This is a genomic window from Lentisphaera profundi, from assembly GCF_028728065.1.
In the GTDB taxonomy this organism is placed as follows: domain Bacteria; phylum Verrucomicrobiota; class Lentisphaeria; order Lentisphaerales; family Lentisphaeraceae; genus Lentisphaera; species Lentisphaera profundi.
The window spans coordinates 476478-494971 of record NZ_CP117812.1; the positions used below are offsets into that span (position 1 = coordinate 476478).

12 protein-coding genes and 2 pseudogenes are annotated in these 18494 nt (G+C 42.5%); 2 read left to right on the plus strand and 12 right to left on the minus strand.

Annotated features, from left to right (window positions below; all coding sequences use genetic code 11):
- Positions 1 to 154 precede the first annotated feature (154 nt).
- From PQO03_RS13540 to PQO03_RS13585, 10 genes and pseudogenes are all read right to left on the minus strand, one after another.
- Positions 155 to 913, minus strand: a complete 759-nt coding sequence (locus tag PQO03_RS13540; RefSeq protein ID WP_274153727.1) for a sialate O-acetylesterase — start codon at positions 911 to 913, stop codon at positions 155 to 157.
- Positions 914 to 924: 11 nt separating this feature from the next.
- A complete protein-coding gene (locus tag PQO03_RS13545; RefSeq protein WP_274153728.1) occupies positions 925 to 2067 on the minus strand; it encodes a serine hydrolase domain-containing protein in 1143 nt (380 codons plus the stop codon).
- 490 nt (positions 2068 to 2557) lie between these two features.
- Positions 2558 to 3493, minus strand: a complete 936-nt coding sequence (locus tag PQO03_RS13550; protein WP_274153729.1) for a DUF4405 domain-containing protein — start codon at positions 3491 to 3493, stop codon at positions 2558 to 2560.
- Between the two features lie 133 nt (positions 3494 to 3626).
- Positions 3627 to 4592 carry an FAD-dependent oxidoreductase gene (locus tag PQO03_RS13555; RefSeq protein WP_274153730.1) on the minus strand — a complete coding sequence of 322 codons (966 nt, stop codon included), beginning with the start codon at positions 4590 to 4592 and terminating at the stop codon, positions 3627 to 3629.
- A complete protein-coding gene (locus PQO03_RS13560) occupies positions 4547 to 5422 on the minus strand; it encodes an FAD-dependent oxidoreductase (protein ID WP_274153731.1) in 876 nt (291 codons plus the stop codon). Before PQO03_RS13560 ends, PQO03_RS13555 begins: the two co-directional genes overlap by 46 nt.
- Positions 5423 to 5542: 120 nt before the next feature.
- Entirely contained in the window at positions 5543 to 6328 is a 786-nt protein-coding gene (locus tag PQO03_RS13565; protein ID WP_274153732.1) for a type II secretion system protein, read from the minus strand.
- A 135-nt stretch (positions 6329 to 6463) separates the two neighbouring features.
- On the minus strand, positions 6464 to 7225 hold the full coding sequence (locus PQO03_RS13570; protein WP_274153733.1) for a prepilin-type N-terminal cleavage/methylation domain-containing protein: 762 nt from the start codon (positions 7223 to 7225) through the stop codon (positions 6464 to 6466).
- Positions 7226 to 8388: 1163 nt separating this feature from the next.
- The gene (locus tag PQO03_RS13575; RefSeq protein WP_274153734.1) at positions 8389 to 9135 is read right to left on the minus strand and encodes a DUF1559 family PulG-like putative transporter; all 747 of its coding nucleotides are present in this window, start codon (positions 9133 to 9135) and stop codon (positions 8389 to 8391) included.
- Between the two features lie 843 nt (positions 9136 to 9978).
- Positions 9979 to 10773, minus strand: a complete 795-nt coding sequence (locus PQO03_RS13580; RefSeq protein WP_274153735.1) for a DUF1559 family PulG-like putative transporter — start codon at positions 10771 to 10773, stop codon at positions 9979 to 9981.
- A gap of 185 nt (positions 10774 to 10958) precedes the next feature.
- A pseudogene (locus PQO03_RS13585) lies at positions 10959 to 11233 on the minus strand (DUF1501 domain-containing protein); the annotation flags it as partial.
- Between the two features lie 574 nt (positions 11234 to 11807).
- Here PQO03_RS13585 and PQO03_RS13590 point away from each other — a divergent pair.
- Both PQO03_RS13590 and PQO03_RS13595 read left to right on the plus strand, forming a co-directional pair.
- The gene (locus PQO03_RS13590; protein WP_274153737.1) at positions 11808 to 14525 is read left to right on the plus strand and encodes a DUF1592 domain-containing protein; all 2718 of its coding nucleotides are present in this window, start codon (positions 11808 to 11810) and stop codon (positions 14523 to 14525) included.
- A 14-nt stretch (positions 14526 to 14539) separates the two neighbouring features.
- The gene (locus tag PQO03_RS13595) at positions 14540 to 15937 is read left to right on the plus strand and encodes a DUF1552 domain-containing protein (RefSeq protein ID WP_274153738.1); all 1398 of its coding nucleotides are present in this window, start codon (positions 14540 to 14542) and stop codon (positions 15935 to 15937) included.
- A 214-nt stretch (positions 15938 to 16151) separates the two neighbouring features.
- Here PQO03_RS13595 and PQO03_RS13600 read toward each other — a convergent pair whose 3' ends face one another.
- Both PQO03_RS13600 and PQO03_RS22010 read right to left on the minus strand, forming a co-directional pair.
- Positions 16152 to 16844, minus strand: a complete 693-nt coding sequence (locus PQO03_RS13600; RefSeq protein ID WP_274153739.1) for a prepilin-type N-terminal cleavage/methylation domain-containing protein — start codon at positions 16842 to 16844, stop codon at positions 16152 to 16154.
- Between the two features lie 244 nt (positions 16845 to 17088).
- Positions 17089 to 18488 (minus strand): annotated as a pseudogene (locus PQO03_RS22010) (arylsulfatase).
- Positions 18489 to 18494: the final 6 nt, after the last annotated feature.

Sequence of the window (18494 nt, forward strand, 5' to 3'; positions counted from 1 at the left end):
GATAAATTCATTCTAACAGAATGTATTAAGTAATACTGCTAAACGGGAATAAATATTACAGCTGAATAGAAAAAAGTGATAAAATCACTTGTGTAGGAGGAGATCTAATGGATCTTTTAGCTGAGGCTCCTCACAGCAATGGAGTCCGCAGGCTTCATTTATTATTGAGTAAGTCTATTGCGGCTTCGGCGAAACGAGTGCCAAGAATCTTGTAGCCTTCAGCACTCATGTGCAAATCATCTACGTATTTACGAACCTGCTTGGTCTTCCAGTTTGGGTTTGAGTCGCCGGTATTGAGATCATGGCATTCGATAGTCTTACAATTGGCTGTGTCGCGAGCCACTTTTTCTTGGGCAGCAATGATTTCTTCCCATTCCGGGTAAAGGGCTTCTTTATTGCCTTTGCCATAGTCACTGAGTTTACCAATGACAAAAACGATCGGCGTATCAGGAAAGTCCGCTTTGAGTTGAGCAAAGAGGCTTTTGAGGCTACGTTCATAGACCGCTGAATGACGTTCGCGGGAATCCCGTTCACCCTGCATCCAGCAAAAAGCAATCGCCTTGGGTTTAAGCCCTTGAGTTGCTTTAGTAATTTTCTTCATCATGCTTTTGTACATGATGCCATTTTCTTTTAATTTGGGTTCTTTTGTATTGGGGATATTAGGATCTATTTTCCAATTGGGAGCAGGTTTCCAGTCGTGAACCCACATGCGAATGGGACGCCCACCAATGGCTTCTTTGACAATGAGAACATTATCTTTTCCGTACTCTTTGTTAACACGTGGTTCGAAAGTCAATTTTTGATTCATGCCCTGCATATTAGACTGGCCAGAGAGGATAAAGAGGTACTTGCCTTCTTGGGCATAAGTGGAGATCAGAGAGAAGAAACAAATGATTAATGTACTGAATTTCATGATGTGAGTCCTTATTTATCTAAGATTTGAATAAAATGATCACCGATAGCCTTTAAAGGCGAATCGATATTTTTCTTGTTATGCGAGGTCGCTACGATGACCATATTATGATCGGGGTAGATACTCATGTACTGTCCGCCTGCACCAATGCCACTAATGAAGTTTACTTTTTCTTCTGTGGTGAATTTACGGCGATTATGGAAGTAATAAAAGTAGCCTTCACCCTTGTTTGTATCCATGATGAGTTTTACATAATCGGGTGAGAGCCATGGCTCACCATTGAGTTTGCCCCCATTTAAAATTGAAGTGCCAACTTTTACCAGAGTACGAGAAGTGAAATTGCTGCCAGCACCGCAGGAGGGGATTCCGCTGTCTTGTTCATTCCAGCAATAAACGGTGCCGAGCTTAGCGATGACTTCTTCTTTGATGAATTTTTGGACATTGCCATTGGATTTAATATCAAGGATCATCATGATCATCGAGGGATCAGTGCCCGCATACTTATATTCTTTGCTCTCAGAAGTGATGGCTGCGGTGTTCTCAAAGAGTGCTTGGAAATAGGCTTGTTTTTGGAGCTTATTTCGAGTGATGCTTTTATTTTTAAAACGCAGGCCAGATTTCATGTATAAGGCATCGCGAAGGGTGATACTTTCGACGCCTGCTTGGATTTTACTACGATCAATTTCGGGCATAAAATCAATGACGGGCTTATCGAGATCATTTATGGAAAGAAGTCCCAATTGAATGGCTCTGGCTAAAACAACTGAAGTCATGGTTTTGGTGACTGACATGGTGTAATGAGGGCCATCAACGCGACCACGACGGTTATACATTTCAAAAATGAGTTTGCCATCTTTGTGAATGAGCAGGCTATCCAAGTTATGATATTTACCTTCTTGGTCATCGCCAATAAAAGCCTCGATAGCTTGCTTCGCACCTGGTGCGTTCCATTCACCCACACTTATGCCATCTTTGAGATCAGTAGGGGAAGTACTAACATAAGCCTTGGCTAAATCGGGGATTGATTTTTGTTCTTTACTCGTTTGATTTTCAGCATCAGAACCCTGAGCTAAACCTGGAGCAGCTTCCGCTAGTAGGCTTAATGAAAAAAAGGATAAGAGTATGAGCCATGATTGTTTGGTGTTTAATTTCATAGAAGGCCTTGGAGTTAATCTAATAATTGATTTATTGGGAAGAGTGACTTGTGATAAGCACTACGTTTCCAAAAACATAAATCTAACATCAACTCAGAGATTTAGCTTATTGTTGGCTTTCAACTAAGCCAAGGTTGTGAGAACTAGGGGTGATAAATACTTGAATAACTGAGTTCTGAAGCAAGGGATCAAAGCCCTAATCCATGCTTACAGCATTCATAATATATCACGATCACCCACAATAAAGGGCATTATGCTTCGCATACGAGAAGGACGCTGTCCCTCTCGAGCTCTCCCTGTAAGGATTTGCCAATCCTTAACCAGGCGATTAGGGGCGGTGCCCCGCTTTATGGGTAATCGTTTAATATATTGACAATCATATTTCCCAAGGCTTACGCCATTGGGCTTTATTAAATTCATGCTTTCAGCATTATTAGCTAATACTTTTTCACTCTAAATTATTGCCGGATTAATAGTTCTATTATTTAGCTTATTGTTGGCTTTCAACTAAGCCGAGATCAAGGGGGGCATTTTTAATACTTTCAGTATCGTAGTTGAGACTGCCTTTGGGGGCGCCTTCAGTTTGGAGACTACTACCCGTGAGTTCCAGCAGACGGAATTGCTTTTTCTCGCTATGATCGACGTAAGTTGAATAAATGACAGAATCAAAGCCTTCTTCTTTGAGTTCGACAAAGACGACGTATTCATCACCATCAGACTTGAGATATTTTTCCAAAGAAAAAGTGTGGCTCGAAGTGGCGCCACTCATGAGGTCGAGTTCGCCATCGGGATCAATCCCTGTGAGTAGGGTGTAGCGCTGGCGCCAGATGGGAAGAAGTTTGTGACGTTGAGTCTTTTTTCCATTCCAGCTAACTTCTTCGGAATAAGCGAGCTCGGGGCTGAGATAGATATTTTCGATAATAGTTCCCGCTTTGGACTCGGCCCAAATGGCCATTGCGGGAGCGGACTCTAGTTCTGAATTGAAATTCAAATGGATCGCCAGAGCTTTATCCTCGGTATTTTCTTTGAGGCGAGTGCTATTGTGAATATTTTTTTCATTGAGTGACTGCATCAGTGGATTTGTGCGTACAATTTCATGTGCACGTCGAGATTCATAGCTCTGAGAGATAATTTGTTTTGCGGGGCTCGCATTCATGAGTGAAGCAATGAGCAGTGCCAACCAAATGACAACAATCAAGACGAGGTTTTTCTTGGGAAGCGAAATCTTTGATTTGGAAGACAAGACAGCTTTGAAATATTTGCCCTTGCCAATCAAGTGCAGACCAATGAGTATGAGCGTGGCTAAACCAAAAATAATATGCACGCGTGCGGTATCAATATCAAAGGGCAGGACATAGGACATGATGCCACTAGTTGCGAGGGTCGCAAAGCAGAGCAGTAAAGCAATATTAACAAAATGGCGCATAATTTTTAGTTGATACCTCGGGGCCAGCCCCGAACCCCGTGAGGAATGCCTCCCTCAACGGGCAGATTGATGTGGGGAAGAAGTTTGATTGTATGTCCTTTTGTATGCCAAGCAGGTGCTTGGCGTTCCCAGCTTAGCTATAACCGATTAGTGAACGTAGTTCTTTGATATGACTTTTGCCAACTTCGCGAGGAGTAGAATTATGCTTTTTACAGAGAGCAGCAGCATAACCCGTGGCAATACCCATTTGCGCACAAGTATTCATAACACGTGGACCCGTTAGGCCAACATGAGTGCAGCTGAAGCAACGGCCTGCCATCATTAGATTAGAGATGTCCTTGGAATAAAAGCTTCGGAAAGGGATATAGTACATGTCTACATGGTGAAAGAGTGCAGTGGAGAGATAGTCTGCAGAGTGACCTTTTTCCTTCTTCTGGTAGTGAGTGTCCAATTCTCGTTTTTCCTCTACCACAGTGTCATCGAAATAAGTGCCGCTTGTGGCGTCACTCATCTTGTAGATATGATCACCCATGAGGCGTCGAGATTCCCGCCGACCTCCAATGTGAGCCACAAATTTGAGCTCTTGTAAGGCGTGCTTGGGCTGTTTTTTAGCATTGGCGAAGTTGCCGTAAATGGCACGAAACATGTGGTCACGGATTTGTTCAGCGTCATCAATTTGATTGAGATTATTATTTGAGTATTCCCAGAACCACTCACCTTGAATTTTATCAGAATTTTTAGCTACAGCTTTCGCCCAAGGTATAGAGGGGAAACGGGAGGGATTTTTACCTTTATGTGAATTCCAAAGCACGCTTGTTCCCATAACTTTGTTGTCAGCTACTTTGGGGCTCCATAAGTCTCCATGTTTCTCCCAACTTTCATTAAATTCACTTGCGGCTTCACGGCCATAGCGGAATTCTGCGCCGGCCCAAAAACCGAGCCAGCCATCGCCCGTAGCATCCACAAAAACGGGGGCATTAAAGCGGGTGATGATACCAGTCTTAGTGTGGCGTACGTCCACAGAATTGATGGCGTCGCCAGTTTTACTTAAACCTATAGCGATTTGATTGGGGAAGAGTTCAACGCCACTTTCGGCCATATTTTTTCACGTTTGGCCTGATCTTTAATAGCTTTGGCATCACCATTAGGCCAGTGTTTTGTGTCGATGAGGTCAATGATTGATTTGCTTTTTCCTTTGATGCCAAGTGTATGCACACGGACTTCTGAACTGGCATTGCCACCAAAGAGGGGACGGTCTTGAATGAGTGCTACTTTGAGGCCAGCTTTCTTGGCGGCAATTGCAGCGCCACAGCCCGACATACCACCGCCTACAACGACAAGGTCAAAATCTTTTTCTTCGACTTTGAGTTTGTTGCGGCCTGAGGCTTCGTCTTTCCAGTTAATAACTTCTGCAGCATCATTTGGGAGTTGAGGTTTTGCTTCTTTCGAAAAGTAGATGGCATCAATACGGCCCTCAAAACCTGTGAGGTCATGAAGCTGAACTTTGTTGGCCCCCTTTTTGAGTTCTATTGAACCACCCTTCTGCCACGCCCAGCCAGCTTCTGTACCAAAAGTAGGGGACAGCTTTTGATTGTTGACAGAGACCTTAAATTGTCCAGGAGCATCCCATTGACCTGGGCACCAATCACGAGTACGGATGTGAAGGTGATATTTTCCTGCATTGGGTATATTGACTGTTGTCAAAGCGTCAGCTACTGGCTTGCCCATACCATGAGCGAGAAGTTGTATACCACCCATCTGTTGATAGAACTGAGTATCTAAAACCCATCCAGCTGTTTTTTGAAATTGGCAGGCTTCGACGAGAATGCCATCGCTAGAAAATTTTGATTGACTTGCGCCATAAGCAGGAGCGATGGTACTTACAATTGAAGTGCCACCGATGATTCGAATAAATTGTCTTCTGTCCATAATCAATACCTTATGTTTATTGTCTTATTATAAGGGAATTGTCATCAACAGATAACTTGACACATTAATTGGTGATTTTTTTAAACATGACGTAAAATCAGCGTGTTTCTGAAAGAGGATTTATTTTGTGACATCCCATATAGTACCGCGAACATCGTTCGTTGCGGCTACAGAGCCATCAGTCGTAATCATTGATTGAACAAAGGTTAATGGCTCGACGTGGCCATCGCCCAAAAGGAAATTGAATTTCAAATCTTTATGGATGGCTTCGTTATTTTGAAACCACGCAGCATTCACTCGGCTGTTGTGATATGAGCCGCCTTGTGCAAATCTTAGATGAGGATTAATCCCAGGGTTATATGTTTCAGCAATAAAGCCAGCAGTGCTTAAATTATTTATCTCTGATATATTTCTAGTGAAACCATAATACCAACTAGCTTCGCCATCAGGGCCTGGATCAGCAGAAAACCCAGCCACACCTTGTAATGAATTATGTGTGCCAGAGCCACTACCATCCGTTGGTCCATAAGACCTTAAGTAGCCATCTGGGACAGTGGTTCGTGTGTCCAAAGGACAAGTGTATATATTCGAGTTAAGTCCACTGGCGGCAGCAAAACCTGTCCACTGATTGCCACTTTTCATTTCATCACTGGACAAGTTTCGACCATCATAGGCGCCTAAGGCACCATCCCAACTAATATCAGTAATTTGTCCAGGAAGCGGGAATTTTCCATTATTGCTATCCATATACATGTAGATGGCTAAACCAATTTGTTTTTGATTATTCTTACATATAGTTACTTGTGCTTTTTCCCTTGATTTACCTAGCGAGGGTAGAATAAAGGATGCAAGAATACCGATAATGGCAATAACGACTAAAAGTTCGATCAGAGAAAATTTTTTCATATTCATATTCCCGTTACAATTATATGACACTACAATAATAAGTAACCGTGTGTTATGTGGTGGCGCTACACTCGTTAGAAAAAAACACCAGTATTATATTTTTGTAAATAATTGGAATTCATATTTTTATACATGTTAATCTCTCGTAGCGCTAGCATCCCACATGGTATTTGAGATATTATTTGTACTCGCCATTGAACCGTTGGACCTTATCAATGTCTGATTTGTGCTTAATGACTCTACATGACCATCAGTCAATAGAAAATTGCCTTCACTATTATGCGGAGTATTGCCTTGTTGATCATTGGAATTATACAATTGAGCTCGTTTATTATCGTTCCAACCGTTACCTAATAAATTTCTTGAGTTGTGAAATTCTACCAATAATAGAGTCTGGCTGGCTTTATTGAGTTCATTAAATCCTCGGGTTACAGTGCCGTGAGACATACCTAAAAATCTTTTGTTATTATCATTGGTTCTCATTTCTGTTATTGAGTAACTTCTCCCGAGTGCAGTCGTATTATTGCCGTATGCCCAAGCTGAATCATCGGAGGCACAACGATAAATATTTGTTGAGCCCTCCCCAAAGCTATTGCTGCTGAGTAATGCAGCGGCTACTTGTGCTGTGCTTAGAGTTTCACGCCCGTCGTAGCCAGATAAGAAATCGTCATAAGTTTGTCGGCCACCCCATGCGCGACTTGTAAAAGGGGCCTTATAATTATTGTCATCTGCATACATCATCATGCTAAGACCTAGCTGTTTCAAATTACTCTTACATAGAGCTTTTTTACTTTTTTCGCGTGCTTTCCCTAATGTGGGAAGAATGATAGAAGCTAAAATTCCGATGATGGCAATCACGACTAAGAGTTCGATGAGTGAAAATCTTTTTTGTTTCATGGTGGTTCTCCTTATTTAAAATAACTGACTTGGGAGAATACTAAGAAAACTTGGTGCACTAAAATAAATAAAAGTTGTAATATGCTTGTTATTAACATCTTATGCTTTTAAATATACGCAATTTATCCATGTGTCACATAGGCGGTGTGCGTTATTTGTGATTGCTGGCAAGGCATATAAGTGTAGGGAAAAGGTGTTTTTATTTACACGATTACCCATAAAGCAGGGCAAAGCCCCTAATCGCCTGATCAAGGGTCTTGCCAGACAGGCGGATAAAAAGCATTTGCCCATACGGCCATATCTTGCTGGGAGAGCTCGAGGGGGGCAGCATCTCTCTCTCTTTCTCTCTCTCGTACGGGCCGCACCAATAGAGGGCTTTATTTGGAGCTATTACTTTGGCAATGAATTAGATTTACTCTTGAATTCTGAAGCAATGGCTTAATCAAGCCTAGCTCATGAGAGGCTGTGTGAAAAATAAATAATAAACGAATTAGGGCCTACAACTTTTAGCATACATGAAAACTGCATGACTCTGAAGATCTAAATTGACAGGGCTCACGTGTGAGTCCGCTAGAAAGTAGCATGCTCCGTCAGGGGCATGAAAATGGGTTCGGAATTAATCTAGGGCCCAATCTTGGGTCCGACACTCTATGCCGGACTCACATCCGCGAGCCCTGATTTTTATCAAATCATTTTTCGTGCGGCTCACGCCACACGCTGATTTATACCGGTACTTTGTACCTTTAAAAACTGTTTTTCACACAGCCTCGTGAGAGCTAGGGGTGAAAAATACTTGCATAGCTGAGTTCTGAAGCAAGGGATCAAAGCACTAATCCATGCTTACAGCATTCATAATATATTGACAATCATGTTTCCCAAGGCTTAAGCCATTGGGCTTTATTAATTCATGCTTTCAGCATTATTAGCTAATATTTTTTTACGCTATTTTTTTATTATAAGTTAATTAACATCAATTATTTATAATAAATTCGTCAATATTTTGTGGAATCTGATCAGGACTGTAGGCTGTTCTTCAAAAAATACTTAGGCGAGAATACCCTTAATGACTTTGGCTGGGCCTACATCCGTGAGGCGCATGTCGAGGTCCAGCAGAGTGTATGATGGTCAAGGCCCGTAAGCATGGCTGCTGATGAACAAAGAGTTTATTCGCCTTTGTGGGCATCCCACATGGTATTGGCAATCTGATGCAGGGCAAAGCCGCTACTCGGAGTTGTTGTGGTGGCATAAAAACTCAAGTGTTGTACGCTTCCATCGACCATTAAATAGTTAGACCCGTTTAAGCCTTTATGGGGGATTTGCACAGTATACTGTTGCCCTTGCCATGTTAAACTTTCAGGACCCCAGCTATTTCCTACATAGTCACCGACTTCGGGAGATTCAGCCATGGCAATAACTTCTGAAGCATTATTAATTTCAGAAGATTTAGATGAACCTTTAGAAGGCATTTCTCCTATGCCCCAACTGGTAATACCACGACAATAGCCCCGCCAATTTGTAGATCCCCAAACAATGCGACCTAAATTGAGTGCATAAGTCCTCGCTTGTTTAGTAGTATCAGTTCTTTGTACTTCATCAGAAGGACATTTATAAATACCCGAATTGTCACCTGTTAAACCATTTTGGTCTTTTTGATCTTCAGTAAGATTGCGACCATCGTAAGGTGATATATTATCGGACCATGACCAACCGCCATCTTGGCTGATCGGGTAGTAGCCATCGTTATCATCATTATACATGAATATTGCAATAGAAATTTGTTTCATATTACTCTTACATACAGCCGTTTTTGCTTTTTCACGAGCTTTTCCTAGTGTGGGAAGTAGAAGAGATGAGAGGATCCCAATAATGGCGACAACGACAAGGAGTTCGATAAGAGAGAATTTTTTCATGTGTGTTTTTCCTCGAGGATTATTTAAGTTATATAATAAATAACAACAGGTTTTTTAGCATCGCTACACTATTCAGAAAAAAAACATCTATTTATTGTAAATCATTATAAATAAGTATTTTATAACCTTTCCGTTTGGGGTAGGGCCGAGCTAGTGCTCAGCGTGCCCAGGGAATCTAAATCTAAATGGCTTTGAGTATTTTGGCAGCCTTGACTTCCGCGAGGCACATGACTAGGGGGCCGCATCAATAGAGGGCTTTATTTGGAGCTATTACTTTGGTAATGAATTAGATTTGCTCTTGAATTCTGAAGCAATGGCTTAATCAAGCCTAGCTCGTGAGAGGCTGTGTGAAAAATAAATAATAAACGAATTAGGGCCTACAACTTTTAGCATACATGAAAACTGCATGACTCTGAAGATCTAAATTGACAGGGCTCACGTGTGAGTCCGCTAGAAAGTAGCATGCTCCGTCAGGGGCATGAAAATGGGTTCGGAATTAATCTAGGGCCCAATCTTGGGTCCGATACTCTATGCCGGACTCACATCCGCGAGCCCTGATTTTCATCAAATCACTTTTCGTGCGGCTCACGCCACACGCTGATTTATACTGGTCTTTGTACCTTTAAAACTGTTTGTCAAACAGCCTCGTGTGAGCTAGGGATGAGAAATACTTGAATAACTGAGTTCTGAAGCAAGGGATCAAAGCACTAATCCATGCTTATAGTATTCATAATATATTGACAATCATATTTCCCAAGGCTTACGCTATTGGGCTTTATTAATTCATGCTTTCAGCATTATTAGCTAATACTTTTTACTCTATATATTGCCAAAGTAATAGTCCTAGCGTGAGGCATCCCAGAAGCTATCTGATACGTCACTGGTAATAGTGGAGAGAACACTGGTGCCACTCGTTGTCGTCAAAGTCTTATAAAAAGAGAATACCTCAACATGACCATCAGCCATAAGATAATTTGATTTTTGTTGACTATGAGGGATCTGTCCAGTAGAAAAGCGGCCTTCATAACTTTCAGCAGTCATTGTCGGTTGCCAGCCATTGCCCAAGAGATTGCTCGTGGATTGATTTTCCACGAGAGAGATTGTCCCAGGCGCTTTATCAACGGCACTTAACTTTCGTGAATGAGGAATACCAGTATTCGTTATTCCTGTCATGCCTAGGTGTTTTCGATAGCCAAGAGTTTCACCGATACCCCCTCCTGTGGTCATGTTTGTCATCGAATAGCTACGTGTTGAGGTGTTTGTTTCCCCCGGGCCATAGTATCTAATTCCAGGGTCTGAAGCACAGGTATAAGCAGCGCCATAATTGTCGCCATATGCCGTTTTTGAGAAACTTGGCAGTTGCAACTCAGCTGCTGATAAAGAGTCGCGACCATCATAGCCCGCTAAATGATCATCCCAAGTAGTACGGCCATTCCAGCCATAATTTGAAAAAGGCATGTAGTTATCATTGTCACCTGTATACATGATGATGGCAATACCTAACTGCTTCATGGTACTTTTACATGAAGCTGATTTTGCTTTTTCACGAGCTTTTCCTAGTGTGGGAAGTAGAAGAGATGAGAGGATCCCAATAATGGCGACAACAACTAAAAGTTCTATCAGTGAAAATTTTTTCATATTCATGTTCCCTGTATAATTATAAGCCCCTGTTAATAATTATTAACAGAGTGTGAGGCCGTAGTGTTACAAGATTCGAAAAAAAAATCTATTTATTTTTTTTAAATACTATGAATAAAGTATTTACAGCGTTTTGGAAGTGTGTTCCAAAGGCCTGAAATCTCTAGTGTTTAGTTCAAAAATACTTAAGCCAAAATATCCTTGATGACTTTTGTGGGTTTGACTACGGTGAGACGCATGTCGAGGCCACTGGATGGAAAGGAGAGCGTATGATGGTCGAGGCCCATGAGGTGGAGGATGGTGGCGTTGAGGTCACGGACGTGAAGGGGATTATTGACAATGTTATAACTAAATTCATCTGTTTGGCCATAGACCATACCTTTTTTACCCCTGCACCGGCAATCCAAGTGGTGAAGCAGCGAGGGTGGTGGTCAAAACTGTGAACTTGAAGCTTGCCTTTGATATCCTGTGCATCGTGACCATGACAGAAATAACATTTATCCGAAAGAATAGGGCGGATATCGCGATTGAAATTGATTTCATCAGCTGTGAAAAAACCTAAGCTTGCCAAGGAGAACAAAAGTGTGGCGCTGTATTTGATTATTCTCCGAGACTCATGTTCAGGTTTGAATTCATTATGAAATTGAATAAGTTCTAATGGGGAATTGTCCTCAAGCTGTTCTTTGACACCGAGATTTTCGATGAAACTTTAAACGATTAGGTAGATGACGCCGTAGATTTATTATCTGGTGCTTCGCACACGAGGGAGCTCTGCCCCTCGAGCTCCCCGCAAGGACCTGCCGGCCCTTAACCCGGCGAATTGAGTACTTCGTACTCACCTTGCGGCGTAAGATGGTTAATCGTGAAACTTTAAGTTTTTTGTAGCAAATCCAGAAACAAATTGTTTAAGACTGTGAATGAAGTGCATGAGGGATGCAGCTGCCGATTTTATTATATTATGAGCCTTTATACTTATATATAAATAAATCCTAGGGGCTAAACTAAATAATAATTTTAGATGAGAACTGAGATATATGAATAAACTATTTAATTTGGCAACGGCATTGCTTTTGACTTGTCTATGGACTCGTGAAAGCTTTGCCGCAAAAGCAGATGCGTCCTTGAATTTAACAGAAGCAAGAAAATTTGGGCGCGCAAAATCTAATTTGCTGCATACAAAAACTGAAAAGAAATCCGCTGAAGTAGGCGAGCCCAAAGCGAACCTAGCAGATTTCGAAAAGGAAATAGGGCCGATCCTAAAAGCCAATTGCATAGATTGTCACGGTCCCAAAAAAGCAAAGGGTCGTTTTCGCGTTGATACTTTAGACGCCAATTTATTAAAGGGTAAAGATATCAATGATTGGTTGGAAGTCTTTGATGTTTTGACGAATGAAGAAATGCCACCTGAGGATGAGCCCGATTATCACTTAGCGGATAAAGAGCGTAGCCGCGTGGTTGAATGGCTCGGGGAAGAAATGAATAAGGCCTCACAAGTTCAACGCCATGAACAGCCCCATAGTTCCTTTCGTCGGATGACAAAAAATGAATATAATTATGCTTTGCAAGATCTGCTTGGAGAAGCCTTTAGCTTTGCCGAGGATTTACCCACGGAGACGATTTCGGAAGATGGCTTTACGAATAGTTCTGAACATTTAACAATGAGTGCCATGCAATTTCAGGCCTATCGTGAATTGGGACTTAAAGCTTTGCAGAAAGTGATAGTGAAAGGCGAGCGGCCAGCAGTGATTACTTATCAAATTCCGATGCAAAGAATGCTGGACTTATCGGCAAAAAACTTATCGGGAAGACTCAAAAAAAAGCGTAGCCAAAAAATTGAAAAACTCAAGAAAGAGGGCAAGGAAAAAGAAGCCAAAGACTTAATGCAGCAAGAGCTTGTTGGTATAGATGACAAGAATATTGGTGATAAACGCGGAGTGCATCTCATTGATTTGGAAACGGGCAAGGGTTGGGCCTCTAGTTATAATTATGCAAAAGCTCGTTGGGCCTTAAGACCAGATGAGGTGCAAAGCCCGACGCCAAAAGTATCGCAATTACGAGCCGTGATCCCCAATGGTCATTCAATGAAACTTGACCTCGGGAATTTTCTCGCAGATAAAGGCGACATGCGAGTGCGTATTCGTACAGGAAAAAGAGAGTTGATAGCAAACAAATACTCGAGTCTACAGCTCATTTTTGGCGGGCAAACAAGTAATAATGCGAGTTTCGAGAAATTGGCGACTGAAGAAAATTTACTCATCGAGGCATCAGCAGAAAGTCCGCAGTTTGTGCAGTTTGATATCCCTTTGAGTGAAATGCCACGTAACCCCTTTCGCAAGAGCTCAGAGTTGGGAGGTACGCCCACGCCATCGGAAGTCCTCACACTCAAGCATGTCAGTAATGGAGCACCACCAATAGAGATTGATTATATCGAAATTAGTTCTCCCGTTTATGAGCAGTGGCCCCCGAAATCCCATGCGAGTATTTTTATTGAGAGTAAGAATAAAAAGAATGAGCCGAAATATGCACGAGAAATTCTAGCGAAATTTACGGGCCGTGCCTGGCGACGTCCGATCCAAGATCAGGATCTCGATCCGCTCATTGTCTTGTTTAATCAGTACCGTCCGCAATTTGATAATTTTGATGATGCTATGCTCGAAGTCTTAGCTACGGTTCTCGCATCTCCTGAGTTTTTATATATTACTAGCGAAAACTCCAAGTTAGCCTCAGCACAAGAAACAAGCCTAAGTGATTTAGCCTTGGCCTCGCGTCTTTCTTATTTTCTGTGGTCAAGTATTCCAGATGCGGAATTACTCACTTTGGCGAAAAGTGGTCAATTGAGTCAGCCAAAAATACTAGAAGCTCAAATTGAACGCATGTTAAATGACCCACGTGCACAGCGCTTTTCAAAAGTTTTTGTGGAAGAATGGTTAGGCTTAGAAGCCCTCAAGCATATCAATTTAGATAAAAAATTGTTCAGTTCCTTTAATGAAGATTTCAGAAAAGATATGCTGCTTGAGCCCGTGGCCTATTTCAATCAAGTATTGAAAGAAAATAAGAGCATTATGGATTTTATTCATTCTGATTTTATCGTGGTTAACGAACGCTTGGCAAAGCATTATGGAATTACAGAAGTGTATGGTGAGGCCTTTCGTAAAGTTCAGGTCAAGGATAGCAGCCACCGCGGTGGAATCCTGAGTTCATCAGGGCTTTTGACGATGAATTCTGATGGCAAAGATTCGCATCCCTTGAAACGTGGTATTTGGCTCTTGGAGAATATTTTACATGATCCACCACCACCGGCACCACCCAATGTACCCGAAGTGGACCTGACGGATCCTGAGATTTTAAAAATGACTTTGAAAGAGCGTATTGAGGATCACCGCAATCAAGCGGCTTGTCGTTCTTGTCATGCAAAAATTGATCCCTGGGGCATCGCCTTTGAGAATTATGATGCCATGGGAGCTTTTCGAAACACAGTGAAAAATAAGCCCGTGGATGCGACTTCAGAACTTTTTAATAAACAAGAGTTATCGGGGATTGAAGGTTTGAAGCGTTATTTACTTGTGGATCGTCAGGATCAGTTTACCCGAGCGATGATTCATAAAATGACTTCTTATGCCTTAGGTAGGCCGATGTCCTTCAGTGATCGCGCTGATATTGATGAAATGGCAGTAGAATTCAGGAAACAGGGCGATGGACTCAGAGATTTAATTGCCCTCATTATTAATAGTGAACTCTTCCACAAAAACTAGAATCGGAGACCTTTATGAGCACAAAAAATTATTCATTAAATCGCAGAACGTTTATTCACGGTACAGGCATGGCTTTAGCCATGCCTTGGTTCGAAACTTTTGCGGCAAAAGCTAGTCCTTTAAATGAAGCACCCAAGCGCTTTGTAAGTATTTATCATCCTGATGGAGTGGGCTTGCCACTGAAGGCCGATCCAGCTTGGAAAGATTGGGCTTGGTTTCCTGAGGGCGGAGAAAAGGATTTTCGCCTGACTAAAGTTCTTGATGTGCTGGAGCCTCTGCGCAATGAAATTAGTATTTACTCGGGGCTTTCACATCCTTCAGCCAGAACCGTGCATGGCCACTCAAATGCGGATCAGTACTTGACCGCTGCACCCGTGGGTGGCTTTGGGCCCTACAAAAACTCAATTTCGATTGATCAAGTTTACGCCAATTTCATAGGCGAAAAAACCCGTCATAGCTCTTTGGTGATGTCGACGAATGGTGGCACCGGTGCACCCCGTGGTGCGCAAACGCAATCTTTTAATCAGCAGGGACGAGCCATTCCAGCGATGAATAAGCCGAAGCAAATTTTTGATACGCTCTTTGTGACTCAAGGAAAAGATGCGCGCGATAAATTGGCGCGCAGTAAAAGTTCCCTTGATTACCTTATTGCGAGCACACGTTCACTGAAGGGGAAACTTTCCAAGCATGATCAGCAAACTTTACAGCAGTATCTTGATTCAGTACGTGATACAGAAGTGAAATTGACAAAAGCGCAGAAATGGATTGATACCGCGGTGCCAAGCGTTGATGCGGGGCATTTAAATCTTGATGTTGAGCCAAAAGATCCTCGTCTTTATTTACAAACTATGTACGAATTGATTTACCTCGCTTTTTTATCTGATTCGACGCGTGTGGCAACCTATCAAATGGGCCGTGAAAATGGCGAAGGTATTCATGATTTATTAGCTCAGGCAGTGGGTTTTAATGGTTCACATAATTTGACTCACTCGGTGAAAAGTCCCGGTGGCTGGAAAAATCTTGGGACCTATAATCGTTTTCAAGCCGAAGAGTTTGGTCGCTTCGTGCAGAAATTGAAGGATACCCCCGAGGCAACTGGCGAGGGCAATATGCTCGATAATACCTTTGCGATGCAGGGTTCAGCTTCGAGTAGTTTTCACTTATCGCGTAATTATCCAATTATTTCTGCTGGTGGCAAAAACCTCGGTTTTAAAAATGGCCGTTACCTCAAATTTGGTACTGGCAATGAAGATAACCAAGCAGGTGCAGGACAAACTTCAGATGCAACTTTCCGGGGTGAGTCAAAAGTTACTGAGGAGCCTTTGGCCCATTTGTTTGTCAATGTATTACAAAGACTCGGAGTAGAAACCGATGAATTTGCGGGCTACAAAGGTGGCTTGAGCAAGGTTTAACTTAAGAGTGTTTGCGAAGCTAGTCCCCATGCACTTATGCCGCAGAAAAAGCCCCAAGACGATTCTCAAAAAGCGCAAGCTGAAATAGGGGTTGGCGGCAGAAGCCTTGGGATTCGTAAAGCCCAAGGAGGCAAACAAGCCCAGTGAAAGGAACAGTCGTTTAGGTAAAGAATTGAGAGCAAATCCACTCTCAAGTTTTCGAACTCAGTCGTTTTTACTTTCCAGTGTCCCACATGCTGTCTAAAGCGTCACCTCCACTAGGCATTGTTCCATCACTTCGTACTCGAGTCGCCGAGTAAGTTAGTTTTTTGACACTACCATCGGCCATTAAGTAATTAGCACCAAATAAACCATCATGAGGAATAAGGTAATTAACATAGCTACCTGCAGGGACTGCAGCTAGACCTCTAGATCCCATGAGGTTGACTGCATCTGATACTTCGGCCATCATTAAAGTATTAGATGGCGAATTGATATCTCCCATATTCAGTGAATCAAGATTTTGGGCAATACCTGGGGCCCAACTTTTATCTAACCTATACTCTGAGGGAGTATAAGTTCTAGTATGACTTCTTTGAAGCTCATCACTAGGGCATGCATATATCGCTGAATTGTAAGCATTCGGGACAGCCGCGGCGCTTTTTTGTGCATAAGACATATTTCGACCATCGTAGGCGGAGACACTATCATCCCAAGAGATATGATTAGCCCAGTCAGTGAGGGGGAAATAATTGTCGTTGTCATCTCCATACATATAAATCATCGTGCCGATCTGTTTCATGTTGCTTTTGCAAACGGCCATTCTTGATTTTTCTCTGGCTTTACCTAGGGCGGGTAACATCAAGGAAGCTAAGATGCCAATAATGGCAATGACGACTAAGAGTTCAATAAGAGTGAATTTTTTCATATACGATCCTTTTTATACCTATGCCCATTGCGGGGTAAATTTAGGTCTAGTTTTATCAATGAATGACGACTACTTAAAGATAATAAACCCGCATAATTCCCCGATTTAACAGGAGATTCAAAAAAAAGTAATAATAATTATTTCGTCTTAGGGAAGCTGACTTAATGGCTCCTAGATTGGGACTTATCTTGATCTCTTTAATTTATACTAATGTTTGCCTTCGCGCGTAAACGCAAGGCTTTACTTATTTTTTGTTATTGAGTGGGATATGTGCTTCTTTCATGTATCCCTCTAATTTGGAAAGTAATTCAGGGTATTGCTTGGCGAGGTTCTTGCTTTCGCCGAGGTCATTTTTCAGATTGTAGAGTTCCATGTGCTTAAAAGAGCCAGTTTTTTTGTCTTTGACTTGAACCGCTTTCCAATCGCCACAACGTAGGGAGCGTTTTGTGAATGAGCGAGAGCGCATACCCGCTTCGATAAATTCATGATAAAGGTATTTGTGCTCTTGCTGTTTTCCTTTAGCGAGAAGCGTGGGCAAAAGAGAAATTCCATCGGATTGTTGGGGAATAGCTTGTCCAGTAATTTCTGCCATAGTGGGCAGAATATCCCAAAAGGCACTAATATGGGCACTTTTGCTTCCCTTAGCGATTTTTTCAGGCCAACGCACCATAAAGGGGGTGCGGATGCCCCCTTCATAGAGATCGCGCTTGATGCCGCGAAGGGGGCCATTGGAATTCCAGAAGTCCGGTTTATGTCCACCTTCACGATGCGCACCATTATCACTAGAAAACATGATGATCGTATTTTTATCGATGCCCAATTCATCGAGCATAGCGAATAGCGCACCAATTTGATTATCGAAGTTTTCCATCATCCCCGCAAAACCAGCGACGGGATTTTGTACGGGCGGGCAGGGCTCGCCTTTAGGAGCGCCATACTTTGCGATGACGTGGTCAAATTGTGGATAGACTTTGCGCCACTTTTCGTGCATCGCCGGTGGTGCATGCATCGCTGCATGAGGGATGGCGGTGGGGATGTAGCAAAAAAGGGTGTTTTGGATTCGGCATTTTCTTTAATGAAATCTAAGGCATCCTGCATAATAAGATCGTGAATATAAGTACCCTTTTTCAAAGGAACTTCTACGCCATCTCTTACGATGCTCGTCGGGTAGTAGGTATGGGCGACACCTTGATTTTTCCAGCCAGAAAAATGATCAAAACCATGGCTGAGAGGATTTGTATTTCCCTTCAAATTTGTATGACCCAGTCCCCATTTTCCGTAGGCACCCGTTGCGTAACCCGCATTTTTGAATAAGCGTGGAAGAGTAATCATTTCGGGATTGAGAGCAAAATTATTTTCACCTCCATTGCCACGACAATGCACATGCCCGGGATGTTGGCCGGTCATGAGAACCGCGCGGGAAGGTGAGCAGACAGTATTACCGGAGTAGTGGTCGCTAAACTGCATACCCTCAGTCGCAATACTATCAATATGGGGAGTTTTGAGTTTTTCTTGACCATAGCAAGCGAGGTCACCATAGCCAAGATCATCCGCCAAAATATAGATCACGTTGGGTTTATCGGCCGCTAGGGCTTGGCAAGCGAGAGCGAGTAAAGAGAGTGTGATGGAAAGAGTTTTTTTCATATCTGA

Excerpts from the sequence above, each read along its gene's own strand:
- PQO03_RS13540 (WP_274153727.1), bottom strand. The coding sequence starts at position 913 with ATGAAATTCAGTACATTAATCATTTGTTTCTTCTCTCTGATCTCCACT.
- PQO03_RS13545 (WP_274153728.1), bottom strand. The coding sequence starts at position 2,067 with ATGAAATTAAACACCAAACAATCATGGCTCATACTCTTATCCTTTTTT.
- PQO03_RS13550 (WP_274153729.1), bottom strand. The coding sequence starts at position 3,493 with ATGCGCCATTTTGTTAATATTGCTTTACTGCTCTGCTTTGCGACCCTC.
- PQO03_RS13555 (WP_274153730.1), bottom strand. The coding sequence starts at position 4,592 with ATGGCCGAAAGTGGCGTTGAACTCTTCCCCAATCAAATCGCTATAGGT.
- PQO03_RS13560 (WP_274153731.1), bottom strand. The coding sequence starts at position 5,422 with ATGGACAGAAGACAATTTATTCGAATCATCGGTGGCACTTCAATTGTA.
- PQO03_RS13565 (WP_274153732.1), bottom strand. The coding sequence starts at position 6,328 with ATGAAAAAATTTTCTCTGATCGAACTTTTAGTCGTTATTGCCATTATC.
- PQO03_RS13570 (WP_274153733.1), bottom strand. The coding sequence starts at position 7,225 with ATGAAACAAAAAAGATTTTCACTCATCGAACTCTTAGTCGTGATTGCC.
- PQO03_RS13575 (WP_274153734.1), bottom strand. The coding sequence starts at position 9,135 with ATGAAAAAATTCTCTCTTATCGAACTCCTTGTCGTTGTCGCCATTATT.
- PQO03_RS13580 (WP_274153735.1), bottom strand. The coding sequence starts at position 10,773 with ATGAAAAAATTTTCACTGATAGAACTTTTAGTTGTTGTCGCCATTATT.
- PQO03_RS13590 (WP_274153737.1), top strand. The coding sequence starts at position 11,808 with ATGAATAAACTATTTAATTTGGCAACGGCATTGCTTTTGACTTGTCTA.
- PQO03_RS13595 (WP_274153738.1), top strand. The coding sequence starts at position 14,540 with ATGAGCACAAAAAATTATTCATTAAATCGCAGAACGTTTATTCACGGT.
- PQO03_RS13600 (WP_274153739.1), bottom strand. The coding sequence starts at position 16,844 with ATGAAAAAATTCACTCTTATTGAACTCTTAGTCGTCATTGCCATTATT.